Source organism: Peribacillus sp. FSL K6-5616 (assembly GCF_038008245.1).
In the GTDB taxonomy this organism is placed as follows: domain Bacteria; phylum Bacillota; class Bacilli; order Bacillales; family DSM-1321; genus Peribacillus; species Peribacillus frigoritolerans.
Window position 1 is genome coordinate 47220 of the sequence record NZ_JBBOYT010000003.1, and the last position, 22482, is coordinate 69701.

Consider the following 22482-nt stretch of genomic DNA (forward strand, 5'->3'; position numbering starts at 1 on the left):
CACGTATAAATCAAAATCATAAAGGCCATAATGGTACTACAAAACCATGTATAGGAGAGATTGAATAATGGCCAAACAAAAGTTAGATAAAGAACTAGCATTAAAGATTGCAAAGGCTGGTAAAAAGGCTGCTAAAGAGTTGGGGGCAGTACCCAATAAGAAGCCTCACAAATAAAATGAAGTAGTATCTTAGAGTCAGAATGCTATAATTCCATAACAACATTCAAAAAAGCACCTGAAATAAGGGTGCTCTTTTCCACTGATCATTCTTATTTTTTTTCTAGACTTTCCAATCGCTTATAAGTTTCAATATGAGCTCTTCCAACATAAGGACTCTCTTGTGTTCTACAGACGTCAAAACAATCGACTAGATCTTGCTCATCTACAATTGGCCGATGTTTAAAACTCCTGAAAAATTCAAATAAACAGAGCTCACAAATACTAAACTTCACAATATCCTCATCAAAAGGACTCGCATAACCAAAGTAGACTTGCATGTTATGAAATAAATTCCCTAAAAAATCAGAGACCTCTTTCTCTTCATGAACACGACCGCATCGATTACAGTGAAACGTACTTTTCACAAATTCCATCCTATCACTCCATTTCCATCATTTCGACTTTTTGCTTCTTTGTTTGGTTTTTCATCCTTTTTAATCGAATAAATTGTGTTTCTTGCTAACTTGGTTTTCTCTTGAATCCCCAGGATACTTTGACCAGATTTTAGTAGCCGGATAACTTCATCATAGATAATTTTTTGCTTGACCGGTTGCACCTGCATGATATTTTTTGAGCCACCTTTATAAATTCCCTTTTGTTTCGCAAGCGCAATACCTTCACTTGGCAGTCAGAAACAAGCTGGCCGATCCCTTCAAGCTCCTTATATTTCCGAGTGTCCAGAATCGGCATATTCAAGACCACAATGTCTATTTCTTTATCAAGCATATTTTTCCATTCATCCTGAATTTCTTCTTTATTACGGCCGAGGTTCCGGAATGATTTTATATTGAAAAGTACTAGGCAAACTAATTTTAATTCCTTCGATAAATGCTTCAGCTGCTTTTTTATTATCAAAGGAAACCTCGTTTCCTTCTTCCTCCATTCCCGTACTCAAAAATCCATGCTCTTTCCCATCTGAATCAAATGCTTTAACTATGTATTTCATTTTGATCCCCCCCATTGAACACCCTTTTTGAACACTTGCCACCTATTGACTTTACTAAGAAAAGCGAGTTTTTCGCAAGTCTTTTTTGGAAATTTTCCCATGTTTGATTAAAATGCTTGGATGGCCAATGAACATTTGATTTAACCAGCGAAAAAGACTTAATTTAGAAAACAACAGATACATTAAGACAATGGTAATGATTCCTGCAATAGTCTGTCCAATTTCGTTGGTCTTGATAGGACTGACGGACAACGTGACAACAAACACAATAGCCGCCAAATCAGGCGGGGTCAACTGAGCCAGTACAGTCTTTCCCATACACCGCAGGGCCAAAATCACTAGACCAAAAAGCAGAATTACCTTCCCGATAAAAGTAAACATTTTTACAAGGCTCATCTCTATGCTTCTTAATAAAAAGACAAATCCTATTCTGCCACAAACCATGAAAACATACTTAGCAAGGTAGACAGCTTGTATACCAATTGAAGGACCATAAACTTCAAGTCAAGTTATCAATCGCCTTATGAAATAAGTTATTTATTAAAATAGTAAAATCAACCGGTCGAAGGTGTATTGAAATGAAATCATTCAAAATGGTTCCATTCCTTACCTATTCGATGGCCTTGCCATTATAGATGTAATGATTCCAATCATACAAATTGTTAATCCAGAAAAAAGAAAAGCTTTTAACTCTAACATTTTAAACGCCGACGTTACAATTAGACCATCTATTATGAAAATAACGACCCCTATATTTACGGACATAGCTTTCGATATAAATTGGGCTAACAAATCGGTTCCTCCGGTACTTACCTCATATCGAAGCATGATCCCTACTCCAATTCCAATCAATCCCCCTCCTATTAACATACTCGGAAAAATAGAAAGAGAAAATTGGTTTCTTAAAGGCTCTAGCCAATCAATGAATATAGAAGCAACAATTAAACCGAGAAAGCTATTATAAAAAAATGTTCGTTCATGGATCCAGGCGAATATACACAGAGGGATACTTAAAAGGAACATAGCTAAACCTGTCGGAAATTCAAAGTAATAATGGATGATGAGGGCAATGCCTGTAATCCCTCCATCTAATAAATGATGGGGAACTAAAAAGCCGTTTATTCCGATACTCAATAATAGACTTCCTATAATAATAGCCGTGATTTTCTGAAAAATATACATCACCTTTTATCATGTGTTTATGGCTAATATATGTACAAGCATATGATTTCAGAATGAGGCTAAGATGTGTAATTAGTTGAAAGCAATCTTTTTAAAAAGGGGCGTGACAAGTTGAATTTCCCTTTTGTCTACATATACATATATAATCTCCTTTTACTGCATTACCTTTGACATCTTTTGGGTGAGTTTTAGGAGGCATTTAACTGCCTCCTATGTTTTTTAGAACGAATAAAATAACCCATGAACAACGGATCATACAATCAATTTTTTAAGATGTGGGTAACGTTATCAATCGCTTTTTGTAGTTTTTCACTGTTTTTTTCATATATCTGCTTGGCTTCTTTATTTTCTGTTCCTAGTGCAAATAATTCTAAGTCTGCTTGGCATTTTTTCAAAGTCGAAAGAAGTAGAGGCCTCTCTTGAGGAGATGGTACTTGCAATATATCATCAAAAAGGTCCACCGTTAGTTCTCCATAAGAATTTATTTGTCCAAGAAAGACATTTTCAATTGTGACCCCTAATTTTTCTAATTCAGTGTGTAACCAACCTCGACTTCGTCCAATCGTCGAAAGTGGTTCATCCAATATTTCACCATCCATTATGACAGTCTGAGGCTCCTTGACTGAAGCGACCGTCAAGTTTAAATCCTTTGCGGTTAAAGGCTGGTTCTCTTTCTTCAACATAACGGATAAATCTCCGGTTGCCTCTAATATCGCGAATTCTACATCAGACACCTGAAAGACATCTTTCTTTCGAAGTAATGCTAACAATTCATCCGTTGTGTATCTTTCCTTTTTCAAATTATCTTCCATGATTTTTCCATCTTTAATAAAAACAGTTCCTTTTCCTTCTATAAGGTCCCGAAACTTTTTACTTTTCTCAGAAATAAGTCCAACTATAAAAGGTAGTGCGGCAGTGGTTATAATTCCTATAATCCCCACTGTAATTTTTCGTTCAAGACCCGTAATAACTTCTGCCCCAATACTTCCTATGGTTATACCAGTAACATACTCAAAATAAGAAATTTGAGATAGTTGCTTTTTACCTAGCATTTTAGTTACTAAAAAAAGGATAATGAGAAACAACAAAGCCCGTACAAATACATCTAACCAATCAGGCACTATATAATACCTCCTATATACTTTATTTAAAACCCTTTATACTGGAATTCCTCCCTCTCCAACTCTCCCACCCTTTTTTTCAAATCTGTCACTACTTCGTTCACTACCATCATCGTTTCATGTAAGGTTTGTTTCGATTCGTTATCTTGTGTACGTAATGCTAAACTGGAAAGATTAGCTTCTACGCCTTTTAGGCTGGCAAGACATTGCTTTACTTCCGATCCGATGGTCATCTTACATCCCCCTTATCCCTTTGGTTTAAAAATCAAAGCTCCTAACATGCCGAAAATAATGGCAGCTGAAATGCCGGAACTTGTCACTTCGAACATCCCTGTAAGTACACCGACTAACCCGTGTTTTTCGGCTTCTTGCATGGCCCCGTGTACAAGTGAATTCCCAAAGCTTGTAATAGGAACGGTAGCTCCTGCCCCAGCAAAATCAATTAATGGTTCATATAAACCTACCCCATCTAAAATGGCACCTATCACTACAAGGGTACTTAACGTATGTCCCGGTGTAAGTTTAAACACATCAAACATAATTTGCCCAATGACACAAATCAAACCACCTATGACAAAAGCCCAAAAATAGATCATGTCTATTGTTCACCCCCGTATTCAATCGACACCGCATGGGCGATACAAGGAATCGTTTCATTTTGCTGAAAGGATAGGGGGGATAATAAGGCCCCTGTTGCCACGACTAACATTCTTTTAAATTCACCTTTTTTCATTCGGTTCAATAAATGACCATAGACGACTGTTGCTGAACACCCCGCTCCACTGCCTCCTGCCAAAACCGGTTGCCCTTCCCGATAAATCATTAATCCGCAGTCCTGATACTGATCTTCACGAATAGGGGTTCCATGTTTTTTAAATAAATCAAGTGACACTTCCTGTCCAATCTGGCCAAGATCCCCGGTGACAATTAAATCGTAATAAGATGGATCAATGTTTCGTTCCTTTAAATGAGCTTCAATGGTATCGACCGCAGCTGGAGCCATGGCCCCTCCCATATTAAATGGATCAGTCAATCCCATATCAATCACACGACCGATTGTTGCAGAAGTGACACGTGGTCCTTCCCCAGAATTACTAAGTAAAGCCGCACCAGCACCTGTCACTGTCCATTGTGCAGTAGGTGGTTTTTGTCCACCGTATTCCGTTGGATAACGAAACTGTTTTTCAACGGCTGTATCATGACTGGAAGCCCCTGTTAACAAATATTTGGCTCCGTTTGTATTGACAATATAGGCCCCTAAAGCTAATCCTTCCATAGAGGTAGAACAGGCACCAAACAACCCAAAATAAGGGGCTCCAATTGTTCGGCTCGCGAAACTTGTCGGGGTAATCTGATTGATTAGGTCTCCTGCAAGGAGGAACTGAACCTGTTCCTTTTGAATCCCCCCTTTTTCCATTGCCTTTTGACAAGCTTCTTCAAAAAAGATTTTATGAGCTTTTTCATAGGAATCCTGTCCGAGCCATAAATCAGAATGCAGAAGATCAAAATCTTCCGCGATAGCTCCATCTGCTTCGAATGGTCCTCCGACTGTACCTGTTGAAATAATCACAGGCTTTTGTTCGAATACCCATGTACGATGACCTTCTAACATCACAAACCACCCCACTTTATAAGAATTGTTTTAATCAATGCAATGACAAACGCGGAAAAGACGCCAAATACAATTACCGAACCTGCGAGTTTGAAAATATTACCACCTACCCCTAATACCAACCCCTCCGTTCGATGTTCAATGGCTGCTGAAATGACGGCGTTTCCGAAACCAGTAACTGGTACAGCAGTACCGGCACCTCCAAATTGAGCCATTCGATCATAGACTCCGAAACCTGTAAGAAGCATCGTGATAAAAATTAAAGTCCCTACCGTAGGATTTCCAGCCGTTTGATCGGTAAAATCAAAATAATAAATATAAAACGTTGAAATAAACTGACCGATAAGGCAAATAAGCCCCCCCGTTAAAAATGCTTTAATGCAATTTTTAACCACTGGTCTTTTGGTTTCCCGGTGTTTTTGAATACCTTGGTATTCTTGTTGAACAGGAGTCAATTGTTTCTTTTTATTATTCGACATGGGTCCAGCCCTCTTTCTCCTTACGATTGTTCCTTCATAAGACTTTTGATTTTATTGAAATCCTTTTCTAATTTCTTCATATTCGTGTTACCCTTTTGGAGTTTTTGTTCTAATTGGTCAAGTTCAAAATACATTTTTTGATCGGTCGAAACCAAGATTTTATAATCTGGATACATTTTTTCTAAGTCTGATTTCACGTTCTTTTTGATTTTCTTTAATCGAAAACGATCAAATTGATCAACTTTTATCGCTACTAACAACTCTTTATCCGTATTCACAGCCTTCACATCTGAAATCTCTTCCTCCATGATGACCTTCTCTTTTGCTTGATTGGCAACCGATTGATTGATTGGCTTGCTTGTATGTACCTGTGAAATACTCAAATCCTCATTGTCATCACCCAACTGATTCTGTTTTCCATTACATCCTGATCCTAATCCGATAACAATTAGTAATAAAAGAAAAATGATAAATTTGTTCGTTTTGTCTTTCATGAAATCACCCCTTTGTTTTAGTTTGAAGGTGTAAAAAGGTTGGTTTACTCAACCAACCTTTTCTAGCTTTTTTTATTATTGTTGTTTATATTGGGGTTCTTCTTGTTCGATTTGTTGAATACGTGGTTCAATGGTGTCTATAACGGATTGAGTTTGTTTAGCAGCATCTTGGTAAAGCTGCTTTGCTTGTTTGTTTTCTGTACCAAGTGAAAAGGTTTCGAAGCTAGCCTGTGCACTTTTCAAACCTGCAAGAGTTGTCTTAACGTCACTGATTACTGTCATGATTGTCTCCTCCTTATTTTTTTAAAAAAATTGTTACTCTTTTAGAATGGTGAAAACAGAGATTTTTATCCCTTTTATTTTTTCCCATTTTAACTAAGAATCAAAGGTAATGTTTGAAAATAAGTTACTATCCTTTTTCCTAAAAATATAAATAACAACCGTTTTATATCCACACGGTTGCTATATTTCACGACTATTAACGATTCCAAATTTTCTTTAAATCTAATGGTACGAATACTTTATCCCCATGTATCTCCTTATGTATAATAAGATGTGAAAAGTTTGGATCTAAACTTAACCCTTCTGTTTTATGCCTTGCTGGATTTACTCCTAAAAAATTCTTAAAATCTTCGGTTAGCCGCATATCAGTAGCTCCTTTTTTATTTTTAAAACATTTTTAATATATCCATCAAGAATGTTTTTATTTTTATTTTTAAAAAATGAATCATAAAGCTAAGAACTTCAGGATCCATTTAAAAAAATTAGGAAATCGATGTTGATATAACCAGCCCTGATTTCATTTAGCCGGGTTTCGGAAACCAAATAGAGTGCAAAATCTGAATGCCTTTCCTTATTCCTATCCGTTGTATTTAACTGCTATAAACATCGTAAATTCCCTGAGAATGAAGATAAAGTTGATGCAATAATTGTAAATTGTATAAAAATAGTTAAAAAGGAGAAGGTAATATTGCAAGTAATAAATGTAGAGAGGACGATTAAAATGAATCAAAAGTGGTTAAAACTATTAACAAGTGTATTTCTTTCTACAATCATGTTAATGGGTTGTAATAATTCAGATGGGGATAATAATCCAGCTCCTCCTGATACAGAGGATCCAATTGAAGATCCTAAAGATGCAACTGACCCAGATAATTTAGATGATCCTAATACAATCCCTGATACAGAGGATCCAATTGAAGATCCTAAAGATGCAACTGACCCAGATAATTTAGATGATCATGATGCAGTCCCTGATACAGAGGAACCAATTGAAGACCCTCAAGATGCAACTGACCCAGATAATTTAGATGATCATGATGCAATCCCTGATACAGAGGATCCAATTGAAGATCCTAAAGATCTAAACGACGCAGATAATAAAGATGAATAATAATTTAAATAGGTCAACAGCAATATGTTTCAATACCGTTTGTTTTCAAACGGTATTTTTTATGCTTCAAATTGAACTATATGTTAATAACTTTTCCATTTGTGACAAAACCTACGATGGTTTTAATTGTAAATAAACTAAAACTAATACTAACTTCTTCCAAAGTTTTTCCTCCAAATATCAAAAACTATGACAGATCAGCTGGTGTCAATGCAGGGTAATGCCACAACCAGCCTAACGAATATATAGCGTAGCGTTTCCTTGTTACGCTATTTCGTGAGGGTTAAGGGAATCATAATCTGTTGATGCCTTGTGGAATTGACCACAAAAAGAAGCGTGATTGGGTGGAGTGTCTTGAACTTTAAGTTAAGGGTAAGTATCAGTAACTAGCGTTTTATGGCTGGTAAATATGATTGGCATTGTCAGACACTGTTCATGTAGAAAGATACTTGTGGTGAAAGCCACACTAAACAAAGTGATACATACGGATACAATAGCTTTCCTGTACATTCAGTAGTATTAAGTAACCAGTAGTTTGCTGTTTTCTTTAAAACAGTTTGCTACGGTTACTATGTCCAGCCATTTTCCACGCTTAGCCAACCATTCAGGCCAAACCCTAAAACAAAAGCAAGGATAACCTTCTAAAATAGTTGAAAGAATTACTTTTAAGATAACGGAGGTTAAGGCAACACAACTACATAACATTATATTTACTATTATAAGGATTCGTAGTTTGGGTTGTAGAAGAATGACAGTCCTTCAGCAACCGATAGGGCGGTAGTTTAAGTAACTAAAATAAGGCAGCCATAACGACAAAGAACCCCTGTACAGCTTCTTTAAGGCTGGTACAAGGGCTACTTTCAACTATAACAGGTGTATCACTAATATCCCGCAAAACCAGAATATTATTCAATGTAAAAGAAGCTATAACAACAGAGTACCCCTGCACAGCTTCCGTTACAGGCTGATACAGGGGAAAAGAGAAATTTCTAATTGGGTTGTCCATAATATAACACTAAACCCAGGTATTGTTACTCCTTGAATAACATGTAGGAACCTATATAAATCGTGCGTACGCTTCGCTAAAACTAATGGAAATCATTAGCTATTTTCTCCACTATGTGATGCACAATAGATCTCTGCGAAACTTATGATGACGTACCCTCCCATGTCTCTTAGCGTCATTTGCGCTTACATTCCTTCGTTCGGTCTATTCATAAGGCGGAGGCCTGCTAAGCTGCCCCGGGGACTCTTGGTCTTAGTTTAGTAATGTTGCTGGCTTCTCCGTGTCATCCTTCCGAGGAACCAGTAATCTTACACGCATACCACGAACTTTACAATCTTCGTATATCTTTTACAAAATTGGAGTATATTAACTACGAAGGACGAAACGCTCAGGGGCAACCGAAACACTTCATCTCCCTGACTCTCGTCCTTCATTTTTTTCCATTCTTTATTGGTTATATTCATGGTAACATTCATTAAGTATCCAAAAATGATCTTGTCATCAATAGGTAAAAACTCCAATAACTAAAAAGGGGAAATTAAACCGTAAGCTACTTCGGAAGGATGGGTAATCAAAAAAAGCAGTCGGATGGTGACACAAACTGTGAAGTAATGAAATTCTACTCGAGACGGTCAGGCTGTGACGGCGAGTGTCCTCCCTCTATTTCTGAAAAAAGATTAGAACTTGATTCCTTTTTCTTCAAAAAGTTATTGCCGCGACATGCAATTTATTTTCATTTCCTAAATGGTGATGATTGACAATAATTGTTATGAAATTCCCAGGTGTATCTAAATGCAGATACCACGCGGAATCTTACCTGGAATGGTAGATCTTACTAACCGTACTAGTTAAAATCGGAGCAAGTGAAAGGAGAGCAAGGTTCTGTCAATTTGGACCTGCATAAGCTTGCACACTTCAGTGATATAATTAGTTTATAGTCGAATGTGAAGACTTGGATATTTAAGAATAGTGAGAAAAGAAGGATGGTACAAGATGATATTTTCTGACATGTCAAGAATATCTTGCTGAAGCATTCGCGATGTTTTTATGTAAACATTCCATGCTGGTGGAATGTTTGGTGGGGGAGGCTATAGGGTTTCTGGAGGCCTGCATGGGGTAGGTGCTTCGGAGCTTTTTTGTTAAAAAATTTAAAAATGAAATCAGAGTATTAATGCTGGGATTAGATGTAATAAAATTAAATACTAAACTAAAGGTCTTAGCACTTTCAATTTCCTCATCCTCTCGTTTGTAAAAAATAATATTAATATTTTGGCGGAGAAAATTCCCTCCACTATTCTGTAATGGAGGGAATTTTTATGTTTATGAATGAATCTCGTCTTTAACCGGATAACCGTAAATGGATCCATCTTTTATTTTGATTTTGTCCTCCCAAGGAAGTTTATAATTTCCTTCAGCTAAATCTTTTACAAATGTATATGGATTTTCTTTTACTCCTCCAGGAGTAGATACGTATCCTCTAGCCCCCAAATTATAAATATTATTTTCAAGTCCCCAACCTATTCTGGCTTGATCAGCTAATTCTGGATAGATTTCTGCTGTAACAATCTCATAAGGATTTCTGTGACCTTGTACTAAAGTTGTCCCATCAAAGTTACACACTTGCCCTTCTCCAAAATAATAGAATACTCCATCATAACCAGCTAGGTTAACTGAGACAGTATACATTAAGTTTTGCCAAGCATTCGAACGGTTTGTTAAAATCCATTGATCGTTAACTTGTGTGCTATACCCTGAAATACGAATTAAGACATTCGCTCCTTTATAGGCAGCCTCCCGAGCAATTTCAGGGAACATACCATCATGGCATATACAAACTGCTAGTTTGCTTCCTCCTGGTCCATCACAAACAGGTAACCCTAAATCTCCGGCTTTCCATGGCTCCACAGGAACCCAAGGGTTTAATTTACGATATTTTAAAATAATCTCCCCTTGAGGATCAATAATGATCGCTGTATTATAGGGATCTCCACCATCGGGATTTTTTTCCATAATCGAAAAGACTCCATATACTTCTGCTTCTTTGCATGCTTGAGCAAACGTATCAGTTTCGGGTCCGGGGACAGTACATAAAAACTCATCTGTAGTCCATTTTTTTGTATTCAATCCTTGAGTGCTATATTCAGGGAAAACAATTAACTCTACTCCAGGATAACCCGCTTTAGTTGAGTGAAGAGTTCGAACAATTTCTTTGATTTGTTTGTCAATATCAGCTCTTGATTCTACAATCGGTACTGGATACTGAACTAAAGCAGTTAAAAATCCGTTTGTTGGTTTTACCATACTTCCAATGCTACCCATAAAAAATCCTCCTCAAAAATGTTAAATTATTATGTTAATAAGAAGAGTGATTTCTCTCCTTACTTTCACCGATAAAAATACTGAAAAATCTGAAATTAAAGGTTATTTTATATTACTTTTAACCAATTCTGTTTTAGTTAAGTCTTCAGCAAATACTTTGTTTTCGACTCTTGAACGTATAGCGCTGAGTCCGTCTTTAACTACAACGAAATAAATAGCTGCAGCAGCCAAAAAGAACCATACAATGATGAAAGAGTACCAAAATAAGAAGTTTCCATAACTCATTATTTCTTGAAACATAGAATTCACCTCGTATTTTTAATTAGTTTTCATAGAAGTTCGATTAACTTTATTCACGTCAATATCTATCATGCGATCAAAATCATAGTTGTTATTTTGCACGAAGCTTAGCACTACAGTGATTATTGTACTTACTACAACAGCAGCAATAGTTGCTGGTATTTCCCCATAAATAAGGAAGATAATTACGGCTAGCACTGCTCCAACAATAGTGCCATAAAAAGAACCATCTGCGCTGCATCGTTTCCACAGCATCCCTAAAAAGATTGGTACGCATGCAGATCCCACAAACACTCCCATAGCTAAGTAAACATCTAACATAGATAAGCCGAGTTTAAACACAGCTATAGAAGTTCCTAAAACTCCAATTGCAAATACGATCCCAAAAATGCGCGCTGCACGTAGAATTTGACTATCTGATGCATTTGGCTTAAAGTAGCGGCGATATAAATCATTTGAAAATATAGTTGAGGCGGCATTTAGCTCTCCTGACCCCGTACTTAACATTGCTGCAATCAATCCAAATAAAAATGCGATCATACCAGTCATGCCTAAAACATTTTGAACGGTTGCTGGCGCAACAAAATCTGGAGAGGTTCCAGCCGGTAACATACCCAGTGCCACCCCACCTGTACCCAGGGCTAATCCAACAGCGGCTGGTATAGGAAACCAAGCTAAACCACCGATAATAAATGCTCTTGTAGCAATTTTTGTGTCTTTTACAGCAATTGATCTTCCCCAAAATGCTTGTTCAACGAATACAGCAGGAAAATTTGAAATTATCAATCCAATACCAAGTACGAATCCTGGTACCGATAATATACTTAAAGAGTCCTCCAAGGCTTCACGAGTCATACCATTCTCTAAAGCTCGAGAAACATAGTCCGGATTGTTGCCTTGAACCATATTAAGCAAACCATTGTAGATTTCTTGAGGCCCAATCGTAACCGCCATTCCTACAACAACGATCCCAAAAACAACATAAATTAACAGTCCCTGCATGGCATCACTGAAAACTGTACCGTATAACCCGCCGATCACAGTATAGGAAGAGAAGGCTAATACTATTAAAAACATGGCTAAGATAGGATCCATACCTGAAAATTGATAGATAGTAATTCCTCCACCAACAACGATCATAATAGAAACCATTAAGGCTACTATAAAGCCAAAGACAGATAGCAAAATGTGATTCTTTTTATCAAATCTGTAATAGAAGAACTCAGGAAAAGATCTGGCTTGCGGAAATTTCTGTTTCAATTTCAAAGCGAGTAAGGCAAATGGAAAAAATGGAAGTGTAGCCGCTAATGCATACCAAAATGCTCCTGAAAAACCTAAAACGTATCCAAGTTGTGAAGCGACCATTATCGTTGCTGCCCAAGTCCATTCAGCAACAATTGATGCTGAAGCCAATCCTAAGCCTACAGATCGGCCAGCCGTTAGGTAACTTTCTGAGGTATTTTCTTTTTTAATCTTTGCTAAATAGATGATAATGGCGGACATTAAAGCTGCCTGCCCCCCAATAAACACCCAAATTATCCATTGTGGCATCATGGTGGATGTCATTTATTTCGCCTCCTTTTTCTACCTTCTATTCATGTAATAAATTATTACATGAAAAGGGAAATAAATCTATATAATTGTATTAAAAGACTATTTTTACGTCTTTAAAGACAATGAAAGCGTTTTATAAATTAATAATGTTAGTTTATCTAACATAAAGGATAGGGAATTCTGTTTCATTTTGAACTAAACCAGTAATTTAAAGAACTGAATGGATATGGTTGCGATAAAATTTTTATAGATATTGCTTCTGGCAGAGATTTTGAACGTACAGAGTATCAAAAAATGAAAAATATAATCCGTTTTGATGATGAGTTGGTTATTCATGATCTTTCTAGGTTTGGACGTAATAAAGAAGAGATACTCAAAGAATGGAAAGAGATTATTGAACTAGAAGCAGATATCAGAGTGCTAAACATGCCTGTTTTAAATACCGCAAAATATAAAGAGTTTGAAGGAATAGGTAAATTAGTATCTGATATTTTCCTTACTGTACTTTCATGGACGGTAGAGGAAGAACGAAAACGAATTAAAGAAGCACAAAAAGAAGGAATTGCCATTGCTAAAGAAAAGGGAAAGTTCAAAGGTCGTCCAACGAATTAAAAATTGAAATTTTTTCAGGGTTTATATTAGTAAAATAGGCAGCTTTAAAGCTGCCTATTATCATATTTAATATGTGTATTCTCCTTCGGTACCAATTAATTTAATGAACATACTAAAAAGCAATGTCCTTCTAATAAATCATTCCTTCGCCGTCGTTAATTTCCCAAGATTCTACCGTTAAATAAGCGGTTTGTGGATCCATACCATGACCAATCAAATAGGTCATGGCTGCAACTTCCTGCAATGCATGGACATAAGAAGTATCTTTTGCTTCTTCTAATCCATATTTTACAAAAGGGGTAATAAGATTTAACACTTGTGATTTCAAATAAGGATATAATGGTTGTTTGATTTGTTGTTCTGCCCAAATCTCTGACTCAGGGTATTGCGGAAACTGACTGGAATATTGAGGTTGATAAAAGACATGTGATTGATAATGGGACACCTATTAACTCCCTTTCTTATATTGAGTATATTTAATTTTATCTTATGTTCCTCAATTTCCTAAGAATAGACATTTGCCCCCCAAAATTAAAAAATCAAAACTCTAACTTTGTAGACCCCATCCAGGCAAAAGGCAATGATATAAACTTTTAGGGGAGGTTTCCTTTTGCTGTTTAAAAACACCCTACAATTTACGTACAATAAATGTATCTCCAATTAATTCCTAATTCTGGGGAAAAGGATAACCAAGTACGAAAAGAGAATTCTTTGGATTAAGGGAACGGTAACCATTAGCAAAATGAAGGGCCATATGCAAATAAATTTCTTTTAGAACTCTAAGGAAAAATCAGCCTAATCTTTATGTCTTTAATGGACGCAATTCATTTGAGGGTACCTTTTTTACATCAAATGTATATTCTCCAACAAATTAATGTGTTCCCAACCTAATGGAGAAATGTGAGGTAATAACTCCTCTTTTAATAGTCCCTTTGCTTTTAATATCTTTGTGGCTTCTGTGAGATTTTAGGGAGGTGATAACAAGGGTACTGCAAAAGCTATCGGCGGGCATGTCGGAGTATCGGATATTCAGGCAGAACTGTTGCACAGGACAAATTGAGATCCGAGTATGGTAACGTAGCCATTGGGTGGAGCTGGTGTCAATGCCCCTGCGTTGGCGGCCTCTACGGTTGGGATAGCGATGGGTGGAGCTGGTACAGATACAGCCATTGAAACGGCAGATGTTGCTCTAATGGGAGACGATTTAAGAAAACTTCCATTTGCTGTGAAACTAAGCCGTAAAGCTCTAAATATAATCAAGCAAAACATCACATTTGCACTAGCTATTAAATTAATTGCCTTACTCTTGGTCATACCGGGTTGGTTAACGCTTTGGATTGCCATTATTTCAGATATGGGGGCAACTCTTCTGGTAGGGGTACAGCCAACATTTCGGAAATTTTGTACGCTAAGCAAAATTCGATATAGAAATAGCCAAATACCTGTACGTTAAGGAATTTGGCTTTATATGTTATAGGTTAATTTTTATTTAATGGTCTTAGAGAATTTGTGGGTAATCGATGCGAATCAAATTTATATTCTCCAAGAAAATTAATATGTTCCCATCCCAAAGGTGAAATATGTGGAAGCAATTCTTCCCTTAGAATATTATTTTTCTTAAATTCCTTTGTTACTTCACTTAAATACACAGTATTCCATACGCTAATTGCATTGATTAATATATTTAATGCACTAGCTCTTTGTAGTTGATCTTGTATGCCCCGTTCTCTGAATTCACCACGTTTACCAAAAAATAAAGCTCTAGCCAATCCATTCATGGCTTCTCCTTTATTTAGTCCACGATGTATCCTTCTTCTTAATGTTTCATTCGTAATATAGTCAAGAATAAAGATTGTTTTTTCAATTCTTCCAATCTCCCGAAGAGCTGTAGCTATTTTATTTTGTCTTGCATACGAACCTAATTTCCCCATGATTAATGATCCAGAAACTCTTCCTTCTCGAATTGAATGTGCTAGCCTTAATACATCATCAAAATTCTCTTTAATAACGTTTGTGTTAATCTTACCTCGAAGTATGCCTTTTATGTTTGGAAAATCGTTAGGAGAAGAAACGGTATATAATTTAGCATCACTTATATCTCTTAGTCTTGGTGCAAAACGAAACCCTAACAAATGACTTAATCCGAAAACTTGATCCGTGTAACCGGCCGTATCAGTGTAATGTTCTTCAATTGTAAGGTCAGATTCATGATGTAATAATCCATCTATTAGGCTTAGTGACAGGGTTCTTGCTCTAGACCGCAAAGTAATCGGACGGGAGAAGAATGCCCCTTATTTTTTTATTTCTTCAAGCTTTCTTCTATTGACCGCCCTATATAAAGAGCCTTGAGATATTCCAGTTGATGAGACTATCTCCTTTATAGAATATTCTTTACTGTCGTACATCCGCAACGCTACAGCAAGCTTATCTTTATCTAATTTAGGTCTACCTAATTCTTTTCCACGCCTTTTACTTGCTTCCAATCCCTCCTTTACCCTTTCAGCAATAAGGTTTCTTTCTAATTCTGCAATGACACACATCATTTGGAACATGGCTTTACCTGTAGACGTTTTTGTATCCATATTTTCCTTTAAAGATATAAATTGCACCCCCATTCCTTCCAGCTGCTGAATAATGTTGAGGATATCCAATGTCTTACGTCCTAAACGGGAGATGCTTTCTACTACAACTGTATCGCCTTGTCTGATTACATCAAATAATTGATTAAGTCCTTTTCGATCTTTGATCGTACCAGTAAACTTCTCTTTTACTATTTTTTCACATCCATATTCAGTAAGTATATTAATTTGCCGATCTAAGTTTTGATCAATTGTAGATACACGAGCATAACCAATAATCATATGATGGATGAACTTCACTTGATTTTGGACAGGCTTGTCTTGTAAAGCAAGTTGCCCTTTTTGATTATATGCATCGCTTCTATTCCTAAAATAATGGATTTAGCTTTGCGAAAAGATTTCAAACCTAACATAGAGTGAACTCGCTTTTTAATAAACCGGTGATCTTGTTCTACTATGTTATTCAGATATTTCCCCTGTCTTATTTGGATGTCTACAGGCATCTTTTTTTCTTTCTTCAACTCTTCAATCGTCATAGGATAGGCTGGATTCTTGTCTACTGTGATAACACGGGGCTTTGAAACATGAAAAGACCGCAAAGCTTTCTTGAAAAAGTGCTTTGCAGCCTTGTGATCCCTTGTTTTACTTAGATAAAACTCAATGGTATTTCCTTCAGAATCAACAGCACGATACAAATACATCCATCGTCCTCTTACTTTGATATATGTCTCATTGACTCGCCAAGAATCGTTTGTTTGCTTAAGATAACGACGAACTCCCTTGTCTAGCTCAGGCCCATATTGATGTACCCAACGCATGATGGCTGTATGAGCAATAGATAAGCCTCGTTCCTCCATCATTTCCACCAAATCTTTTCACTAGAAATCAAATCCACATTCTTCTGACTGTATCCCAATCATAAAGGGACAATATCTGTTTTTTCTTAGATAATATCTGTTTTCATTGATGGATTACTTCTTTAGTCCAGCTGCGAAAAACGGTCCATTAACGGCTATTGTTGATAAGATATGAGCCATTTCTTGTGGCGTTTCTTTTCTACCACTATTCAACCATTGCTGAATAACTCCTATATGAGCAGATGCCATATAAGAAGCTAAATATTGGCCTGGAACGAGTAAATCACACTCATTAATGAGAGAATTTTTGTCATTTTCAAATAGAGTTTTCCACATGAAATCTTTAAGCTTTATTTGGAAAGATAAATCTCCTTTTTGGCTTAACACAGCTTTCATAAACCTACTATTTTCATTTAGAAATTCAAAAATGGAAACAGCAAGTGTAAAGGGTGCTGTTGATGAAGAGTTTGTCCCAATTTCAGCAATAACATCCGGGAATTTCTGCTTTGCAATGCTAGACATTTCTTGCGTGATTTCCTCTTGGCATTTCGCCATTAAATCGAATTTATCTTGATAGTGCGTATAAAAAGTGCCTCTATTTATGTTTGCTATCTTTGTAATATCTTTTACTGTAATTGCTTCAAAACCTTTTTCTTCAATTAATTCCACTAACGCATTTTTTATTGCATTTTTTGTGCGAATGACCCGCAAATCCATATTACTATCTCTCACATTATTTTCCTCCTTAATTTTACCCGACACATTTAGTGATTGTGTCTTATAACGGACACATTTACGATTTTTGATTATTGAATAAGATTAAAGCTAAACGTATAATTCAAATACATAAACAACATGATGTTTATTATAACCTAAATTTAAGGAGGATAAAATAAAATGTGAAAAAACAAACTTTTTATTTTTTCACCAGTCATTGCACTAGTCGTTATTTTTATCTTTTCACTAACATTATTTCCAACGGTACAACCTCAACCCAAAAACTTGCCTATTGCCATTGTGAATGAGGATCAAGGAGTAGAAATCCCTAATCAGCCTAAAGTAAATATGGGGCAAAACATTGTTGATATGGTACAAAAATCATCAAAAACAGATGAGGAACCTGTTGTTAAATGGGTGGAAGTAAAGAATGAAGAGGTAGCTCAAAAAGGTTTAGATGACCAAAAGTATTATGCTACATTAGTCATTCCTGCTGATTTTAGTGCAAAGCAAGCTACGTTACGAACAACTCAACCTTCTTCACCTGAAATCAATATATATATAAATCAAGGAATGAATACAGCTGCCTCAACCATGGCAGGACAAATATTGAATGGTGCAGTTAATAATATGAACACTAATGTTCGTACTCAACTACTAAAAGGTTTGAATCACAAGGTACTACTTTAACAGTAGAACAGGCTTCGAATTTAGTAACGCCTATTACAAAGAACGTTATAAATGTAAATGAAGTTGGAACAAACAGTGCGAATGGCAATGCTCCTGTTTCTTTATTTCAACCATTATGGATGGCAAGTTTAGCTAGTTCGGCAATCATATTTATGGCTATTCGTAAAATGCCAATCGGCACTCGAAAAGAAAGTCTTGTCACAAAGGTAGGACAAATTGTAATGGGTGCTATTGTAGCACTAATAATTGGATTCGGATTTACTTGGATAGCAGAGGGAATGGTGGGACTGAGCATACCAGATTACCTCGATATAGCCTTATTTTTAAGTATTACGTCCTTTAGTTTCTTCTTAATGATTTCTGCTGTACTTTCGCTGGTTGGAATAAAGGGTATAGGTGTATTTGCCTTATTACTTTTCTTCGGGGCACCTTTATTGTCACTTGTACCTGAAATGATGCCTTCATTTTACCAAGATTGGATTTACTCTTGGTTACCAATGCGATTTATGGTAGAAGGTCTTCGGAAAATATTCTTCTTTGGAGAAGGCTTAACATGGAACACTGATCTTTCTGCCCTTGTTTGGATTGGAGTCGTAAGCATGTTCATCATACTGGGGACTGCTTTAAAACGTAAATCAAAAGAGAACACGGAGCAAAAATTAGCAGCATAACGATAACTCGAACATCAAACAAAGTAACGTCTTTTCTTATATGAATTTCTTTAAATTAAGCCTAACCTAGAAGAAATCACATATTTTCTATGTCGTTAGCTAAATTCTTCATGGTTTGACTTATTGGTCATGACGATTAGATAAAGAATATGAACAGTAGGTTAAGATCCGTCTCTTAAAAATATTTAGAGTCCCCAAAAATAGACTTCATCATGTTTATTAAAGGAGGTGAGCGTAATAAACAAAGAGCGTCGCTATATGACTACTCTTAAACTGTTTCTAAAAGACTTTCTCTGGGGCGAAAAAACAGTTGCCAATCAATCAATGTGAGGGAGCATATGATGTTGAAGGGCGTGGACCGCCAATGTTGACGTGACGAACGCTTGGCAATCATCGTTGGCGAACGCAAGATAACAGACTTTGAAGCGGGCTAGTTCTTCCCAGCAAAAAAGCCATTGATTTTTACCCTCATTACAAGGAAGATAACGCCTTGCTTGCTGAGATGGGGTTAAAACTTTTCGCCTCTCTATCGCCTGGAGTTGGATTTTTCCGACAGGTGATGAGCTTGAGCCGAACGAAGCCGGGCTAGCTTTTTACGAGAATTTTTTCAAGGAATGTCAGCGACAGGGTATTGAACACTGGTGACGACTACACACTTTGATTGTTCAATGCACCTTATCGAGACCTACGGTGATTGGCGCAATCGGCGTAGGCTGCTGGAGTTTTACGAGCGCCTTTGTCGGACACTTACCCGCTACAAGGGTCTGGTTAGCTACTGGCTAACCTTCAATGAGATTAATATAATCTTGCTTTTTTTTATAAATACACAATAGTTTATTACGGAGGTTAACACAATGTCTAAACAAACAAATGAAAATCACACTTTAATGCGTCTAGCCAATAGTGCGAAAGACTATCAACAACTGGGAATCGACCCTGTAATCGTCAAATCCTTTGAAGACGGTATGAGAATGGACGGAGCAGAGGGAACTTATGAATGGTGGTATTTTGATGCACACTTGGATAACGGTGCGAAGATGGTTGTGGTGTTCTTCACCAAGCCGTACACAATGCCACATCTTCCTCTCTCACCATTTATCAGACTCAATATTGAACTTCCAGACGGTCGTTCTATACAAAAAATTAAGACGTTTGATGCGAAGGATTTCAGCAGCTCGCGAGAAACCTGCGATGTCAAAATTGGAGACAATCGATTCTATGGCGATCTTCAGCACTACAGCATTCAAGCTGAACTTGATGAAGTTTCCGTAGACGTCCAATTAGAAGGACAGATTAGCCCTTGGCGACCAAAATCTGGGCATATGTATTACGGGGAAAAAGAAAGCGAACAATTATTCGCTTGGCTCCCAAGTGTACCACAAGGGAAGGTGTCAGCGACGTTCACGGTGGGCGATGAGAAATTTAGCTCAGAGGGCGTTGGTTACCACGATCACAACTGGGGAGATGCCCCTGTCAAATCCCTGATTCACCATTGGTATTGGGGCCGTGCGGAGATAGGTAATTTCACCGTCATAGCAGCCAACATCACGGCGGCGGAAGAATTTGAATATATCCCGCAAATAGTATTTATGTTGGCAAAAGACGGCGAAGTGGTGGCAGATGATGAAAGTGCGGTTACCTTCTCACTGGCTGAAATGCAAGTCAATGAAGCCACAGGAAAACCTGTTGGGGACATTGTTAAATATGAAACGCGCAATGGCGATAACCGTTATGTCGTTACCTTTGAACGGGAAAAAACGATTTTGGCCTCTAAATTTATTGACCAAGCACCAGCTGAACAACGTGCAAAACTTGAAGCAACAGGCGAAGACGGTGCGTATTTACGATTTACTGGCTATGTTACGATAGAACATTTCGTAAACGAAAACCGAGTTGACTTTGAAAAAGGTGAGGCACTTTGGGAACTGATGTATTTCGGACACGCCATTGATTTACCTCAGTAATAATATAAAAAAAGCCTTCTTTCGCACTCCGAAAGAAGGCTTTACAAATTAAAAGTGCAATCCACATTTTTCCATCATAGGCAAATTGACGATAGTTGTATTTTTAATTGAGTCAATTTCATAATTCATGTTTTGAAAAAGTCCAAAACACTCGTCCAATTTCAAAAAGGCAATTTTTTTGAAATTAAACGACTATTTCTTTTTCAATCTTTTCTTGACTAACTTTTTGTTGCGCGAAAAGTTTCACATTGTAAATGATTTGCTTTAATAATAGTTCTGTTGCAACCTTTTGACCCTGGTTATAATTGGTTTGTGAGTTGTTTTTAATCGAACTTAATTTTAAACCAACATCAATAAATGCTAATATCCCAATAAATGTCCAATTTCTCTATTAAATGTTATTCAGGATAATGGCCCGATTGCCGAATAACCTATTACCATGCTAATACACGCCATTACCAAAAACCAGTATTTTTGTAACGATTGATTACTGCTTCACTTGCCTTTGATTTTATTAAGATTTTCAATTACCAAAAATAATTACCAAAAAGATTACCAAATACCGTTACAACAAAGGCACCTCTAGTAAAATGAAAATATACAAGTTTACTGGAGGTTATATATGATTATTGGTTATGCACGTGTTTCTACTATTGACCAAAACTTAGATCGTCAAATTAGTGTTCTTAATGAATACGGTTGTGAAAAAATAGTAAAAGAGAAGTTTACTGGTACTATTAAAGATCGAAAAGGACTTCATCAACTGTTTGATGTAATCAGGAATGGAGATACAGTTGTAGTGGAGAGTATCTCCCGTTTAGGACGTAAAACATTGGATATCCTCAACATTATTCAACAGTTCGAAGAGACAGGAGTGCAATTCATTTCTTTAAAGGAAAATATGGATACAAGAACCTCTACAGGCAAAGCAATGTTCCAAATGATGTGCGTAATTGCTGAATTAGAAAGAAACCTTATTGCTGAGAGAGTAAAGGAAGGACTCGAAGCAAGTAAAAAGCGTGGAAAAACATTAGGTAGACCCAAGCTAGATACAGAAAAGCTTGCTGTTGCACTTCGGATGTATGACAGTAAAGAATATTCTATAAAAGAGATAGTCTCAGCAACCGGAATATCTCAAGGTTCTCTATATAGGGTAATCAATCGAAGAAAACTAGGAGAAATAAACTGATAAGGAGTATTTTATTATTTCTCCACATTTACTTTGCGGTCTAGAGCAAAACCCTGTCATTAAGCCTAATAGGGTCATGTTTATCTGTTATGTTAGCAGGATGTAACGTTGATCCTGATCCTGCTCCACCTGAAGTAGATGCTCCGGCAGATAATGAAAACGATATACCTGACGTTGATGAAAATGGTACACCTGGCGTTGATGAGAATGACAACATGAATAAAGATGATGAAAAAGATAACGATCCCGATCCAGAAGATCCAATAGAAGATCCAAAAGATTTCCAAGATGAAGATAATAGAGACAATTAAATTCAGATAGCTATCTCTAGGGAATATCCTTTTTTAATCTATTACCAATACGCGCTGTATAAAAAACCTGAAGATTTATCTGATTTTCAGGTTTTTTGCTGCTTCCAGCATAGGGTAGCTTCAGGAAAATGCGGATACACAACGATAAGGAATTCTCAACCCATAAAACCCTTCTGACTAGTATTTGGATTTTTTATTGTAAGGACTCTTGGAGATCCTTTCTACAGCGTCAGCATTTCTTGTTAGTTGTTCTATAATTTTTTGATT

Annotated in this window: 24 protein-coding genes and 6 pseudogenes; 8 read left to right on the plus strand and 22 right to left on the minus strand. The window is 36.8% G+C overall.

Annotated elements, in window-relative coordinates; all coding sequences use genetic code 11:
• Positions 1–269: 269 nt before the first annotated feature.
• The 13 genes from MHB45_RS27645 to MHB45_RS27705 form a co-directional block, all read right to left on the minus strand.
• Entirely contained in the window at positions 270–593 is a 324-nt protein-coding gene (locus tag MHB45_RS27645) for a hypothetical protein (RefSeq protein WP_048682500.1), read from the minus strand.
• On the minus strand, positions 581–781 hold the full coding sequence (locus MHB45_RS27650; RefSeq protein ID WP_048682497.1) for a helix-turn-helix domain-containing protein: 201 nt from the start codon (positions 779–781) through the stop codon (positions 581–583). Before MHB45_RS27650 ends, MHB45_RS27645 begins: the two co-directional genes overlap by 13 nt.
• Positions 782–976: 195 nt before the next feature.
• On the minus strand, positions 977–1165 hold the full coding sequence (locus MHB45_RS27655) for a hypothetical protein (protein ID WP_048682493.1): 189 nt from the start codon (positions 1163–1165) through the stop codon (positions 977–979).
• Between the two features lie 54 nt (positions 1166–1219).
• Positions 1220–1561 (minus strand): hypothetical protein, encoded by a 342-nt coding sequence (locus tag MHB45_RS27660; protein WP_181151581.1) that lies wholly within the window; start codon positions 1559–1561, stop codon positions 1220–1222.
• A gap of 210 nt (positions 1562–1771) precedes the next feature.
• Positions 1772–2347 carry a YitT family protein gene (locus MHB45_RS27665; protein WP_338567188.1) on the minus strand — a complete coding sequence of 192 codons (576 nt, stop codon included), beginning with the start codon at positions 2345–2347 and terminating at the stop codon, positions 1772–1774.
• Between the two features lie 260 nt (positions 2348–2607).
• Positions 2608–3468: a DUF421 domain-containing protein gene (locus tag MHB45_RS27670; protein ID WP_048689589.1), complete on the minus strand. Its 861-nt coding sequence runs from the start codon at positions 3466–3468 to the stop codon at positions 2608–2610.
• Positions 3469–3494: 26 nt separating this feature from the next.
• Positions 3495–3701 (minus strand): DUF1657 domain-containing protein, encoded by a 207-nt coding sequence (locus tag MHB45_RS27675; protein WP_048883024.1) that lies wholly within the window; start codon positions 3699–3701, stop codon positions 3495–3497.
• Between the two features lie 12 nt (positions 3702–3713).
• A complete protein-coding gene (gene spoVAE, locus MHB45_RS27680; RefSeq protein WP_063596912.1) occupies positions 3714–4064 on the minus strand; it encodes a stage V sporulation protein AE in 351 nt (116 codons plus the stop codon).
• Between the two features lie 2 nt (positions 4065–4066).
• Positions 4067–5080 carry a stage V sporulation protein AD gene (spoVAD, locus tag MHB45_RS27685; protein ID WP_338567185.1) on the minus strand — a complete coding sequence of 338 codons (1014 nt, stop codon included), beginning with the start codon at positions 5078–5080 and terminating at the stop codon, positions 4067–4069.
• Positions 5080–5559: a stage V sporulation protein AC gene (spoVAC, locus tag MHB45_RS27690; protein ID WP_048689483.1), complete on the minus strand. Its 480-nt coding sequence runs from the start codon at positions 5557–5559 to the stop codon at positions 5080–5082. The genes spoVAD and spoVAC overlap by 1 nt, the downstream gene beginning before the upstream one ends.
• 20 nt (positions 5560–5579) lie before the next feature.
• Positions 5580–6053 carry a YhcN/YlaJ family sporulation lipoprotein gene (locus MHB45_RS27695; RefSeq protein ID WP_048689488.1) on the minus strand — a complete coding sequence of 158 codons (474 nt, stop codon included), beginning with the start codon at positions 6051–6053 and terminating at the stop codon, positions 5580–5582.
• 75 nt (positions 6054–6128) lie between these two features.
• Positions 6129–6335 carry a DUF1657 domain-containing protein gene (locus MHB45_RS27700; RefSeq protein WP_048689490.1) on the minus strand — a complete coding sequence of 69 codons (207 nt, stop codon included), beginning with the start codon at positions 6333–6335 and terminating at the stop codon, positions 6129–6131.
• A 196-nt stretch (positions 6336–6531) separates the two neighbouring features.
• A complete protein-coding gene (locus MHB45_RS27705) occupies positions 6532–6699 on the minus strand; it encodes a hypothetical protein (RefSeq protein ID WP_181151571.1) in 168 nt (55 codons plus the stop codon).
• Positions 6700–7023: 324 nt separating this feature from the next.
• On the opposite strand from MHB45_RS27705, the gene MHB45_RS27710 reads away from it, so the two are divergent.
• Positions 7024–7446, plus strand: coding sequence for a hypothetical protein (locus tag MHB45_RS27710; protein ID WP_260089164.1), 423 nt, complete (start codon positions 7024–7026; stop codon positions 7444–7446).
• Positions 7447–9772: 2326 nt separating this feature from the next.
• On the opposite strand, the gene MHB45_RS27715 is transcribed toward MHB45_RS27710, so the two are convergent.
• The 3 genes from MHB45_RS27715 to MHB45_RS27725 form a co-directional block, all read right to left on the minus strand.
• Complete coding sequence (locus MHB45_RS27715; protein WP_048687027.1) at positions 9773–10771, minus strand: formamidase; 999 nt, start codon at positions 10769–10771, stop codon at positions 9773–9775.
• 102 nt (positions 10772–10873) lie between these two features.
• Positions 10874–11071 (minus strand): hypothetical protein, encoded by a 198-nt coding sequence (locus MHB45_RS27720; RefSeq protein WP_048687025.1) that lies wholly within the window; start codon positions 11069–11071, stop codon positions 10874–10876.
• 18 nt (positions 11072–11089) lie between these two features.
• Positions 11090–12637: a sodium:solute symporter family transporter gene (locus MHB45_RS27725; RefSeq protein ID WP_048687023.1), complete on the minus strand. Its 1548-nt coding sequence runs from the start codon at positions 12635–12637 to the stop codon at positions 11090–11092.
• Between the two features lie 204 nt (positions 12638–12841).
• Between MHB45_RS27725 and MHB45_RS27730 the strand changes: the two genes are divergently transcribed.
• Complete coding sequence (locus MHB45_RS27730; protein ID WP_226990513.1) at positions 12842–13237, plus strand: recombinase family protein; 396 nt, start codon at positions 12842–12844, stop codon at positions 13235–13237.
• A 130-nt stretch (positions 13238–13367) separates the two neighbouring features.
• On the opposite strand, the gene MHB45_RS27735 is transcribed toward MHB45_RS27730, so the two are convergent.
• On the minus strand, positions 13368–13682 hold the full coding sequence (locus tag MHB45_RS27735) for a hypothetical protein (protein ID WP_048687021.1): 315 nt from the start codon (positions 13680–13682) through the stop codon (positions 13368–13370).
• A gap of 357 nt (positions 13683–14039) precedes the next feature.
• A pseudogene (locus tag MHB45_RS28415) lies at positions 14040–14200 on the minus strand (Tn3 family transposase); the annotation flags it as partial.
• 10 nt (positions 14201–14210) lie between these two features.
• Between MHB45_RS28415 and MHB45_RS27740 the strand changes: the two are divergent.
• Positions 14211–14690: pseudogene (locus MHB45_RS27740) on the plus strand (hypothetical protein); the annotation flags it as partial.
• Positions 14691–14715: 25 nt separating this feature from the next.
• Here MHB45_RS27740 and MHB45_RS27745 read toward each other — a convergent pair.
• The 4 genes and pseudogenes from MHB45_RS27745 to MHB45_RS27760 all read right to left on the minus strand — a co-directional run.
• Positions 14716–15477: pseudogene (locus MHB45_RS27745) on the minus strand (Tn3 family transposase); the annotation flags it as partial.
• Positions 15478–15528: 51 nt separating this feature from the next.
• Complete coding sequence (locus MHB45_RS27750; RefSeq protein WP_048687014.1) at positions 15529–16098, minus strand: recombinase family protein; 570 nt, start codon at positions 16096–16098, stop codon at positions 15529–15531.
• Positions 16096–16691, minus strand: a pseudogene (locus tag MHB45_RS27755) (IS6 family transposase); the annotation flags it as partial. The gene MHB45_RS27750 and the pseudogene MHB45_RS27755, both read right to left, overlap by 3 nt.
• Before the next feature lie 96 nt (positions 16692–16787).
• On the minus strand, positions 16788–17405 hold the full coding sequence (locus tag MHB45_RS27760) for a TetR/AcrR family transcriptional regulator (RefSeq protein ID WP_048687009.1): 618 nt from the start codon (positions 17403–17405) through the stop codon (positions 16788–16790).
• Positions 17406–17591: 186 nt separating this feature from the next.
• On the opposite strand from MHB45_RS27760, the pseudogene MHB45_RS27765 reads away from it, so the two are divergent.
• The 5 genes and pseudogenes from MHB45_RS27765 (at position 17592) to MHB45_RS27790 (ending at position 22215) form a co-directional block, all read left to right on the plus strand.
• Positions 17592–18751: pseudogene (locus MHB45_RS27765) on the plus strand (YhgE/Pip domain-containing protein).
• Between the two features lie 439 nt (positions 18752–19190).
• Positions 19191–19560, plus strand: a pseudogene (locus MHB45_RS28420) (family 1 glycosylhydrolase); the annotation flags it as partial.
• Positions 19561–19605: 45 nt separating this feature from the next.
• Entirely contained in the window at positions 19606–20715 is a 1110-nt protein-coding gene (locus MHB45_RS27780; RefSeq protein WP_048687006.1) for a lipocalin-like domain-containing protein, read from the plus strand.
• 622 nt (positions 20716–21337) lie between these two features.
• A complete protein-coding gene (locus MHB45_RS27785; protein WP_048687004.1) occupies positions 21338–21904 on the plus strand; it encodes a recombinase family protein in 567 nt (188 codons plus the stop codon).
• 89 nt (positions 21905–21993) lie between these two features.
• Positions 21994–22215: a hypothetical protein gene (locus tag MHB45_RS27790; protein WP_048687003.1), complete on the plus strand. Its 222-nt coding sequence runs from the start codon at positions 21994–21996 to the stop codon at positions 22213–22215.
• Positions 22216–22482: the final 267 nt, after the last annotated feature.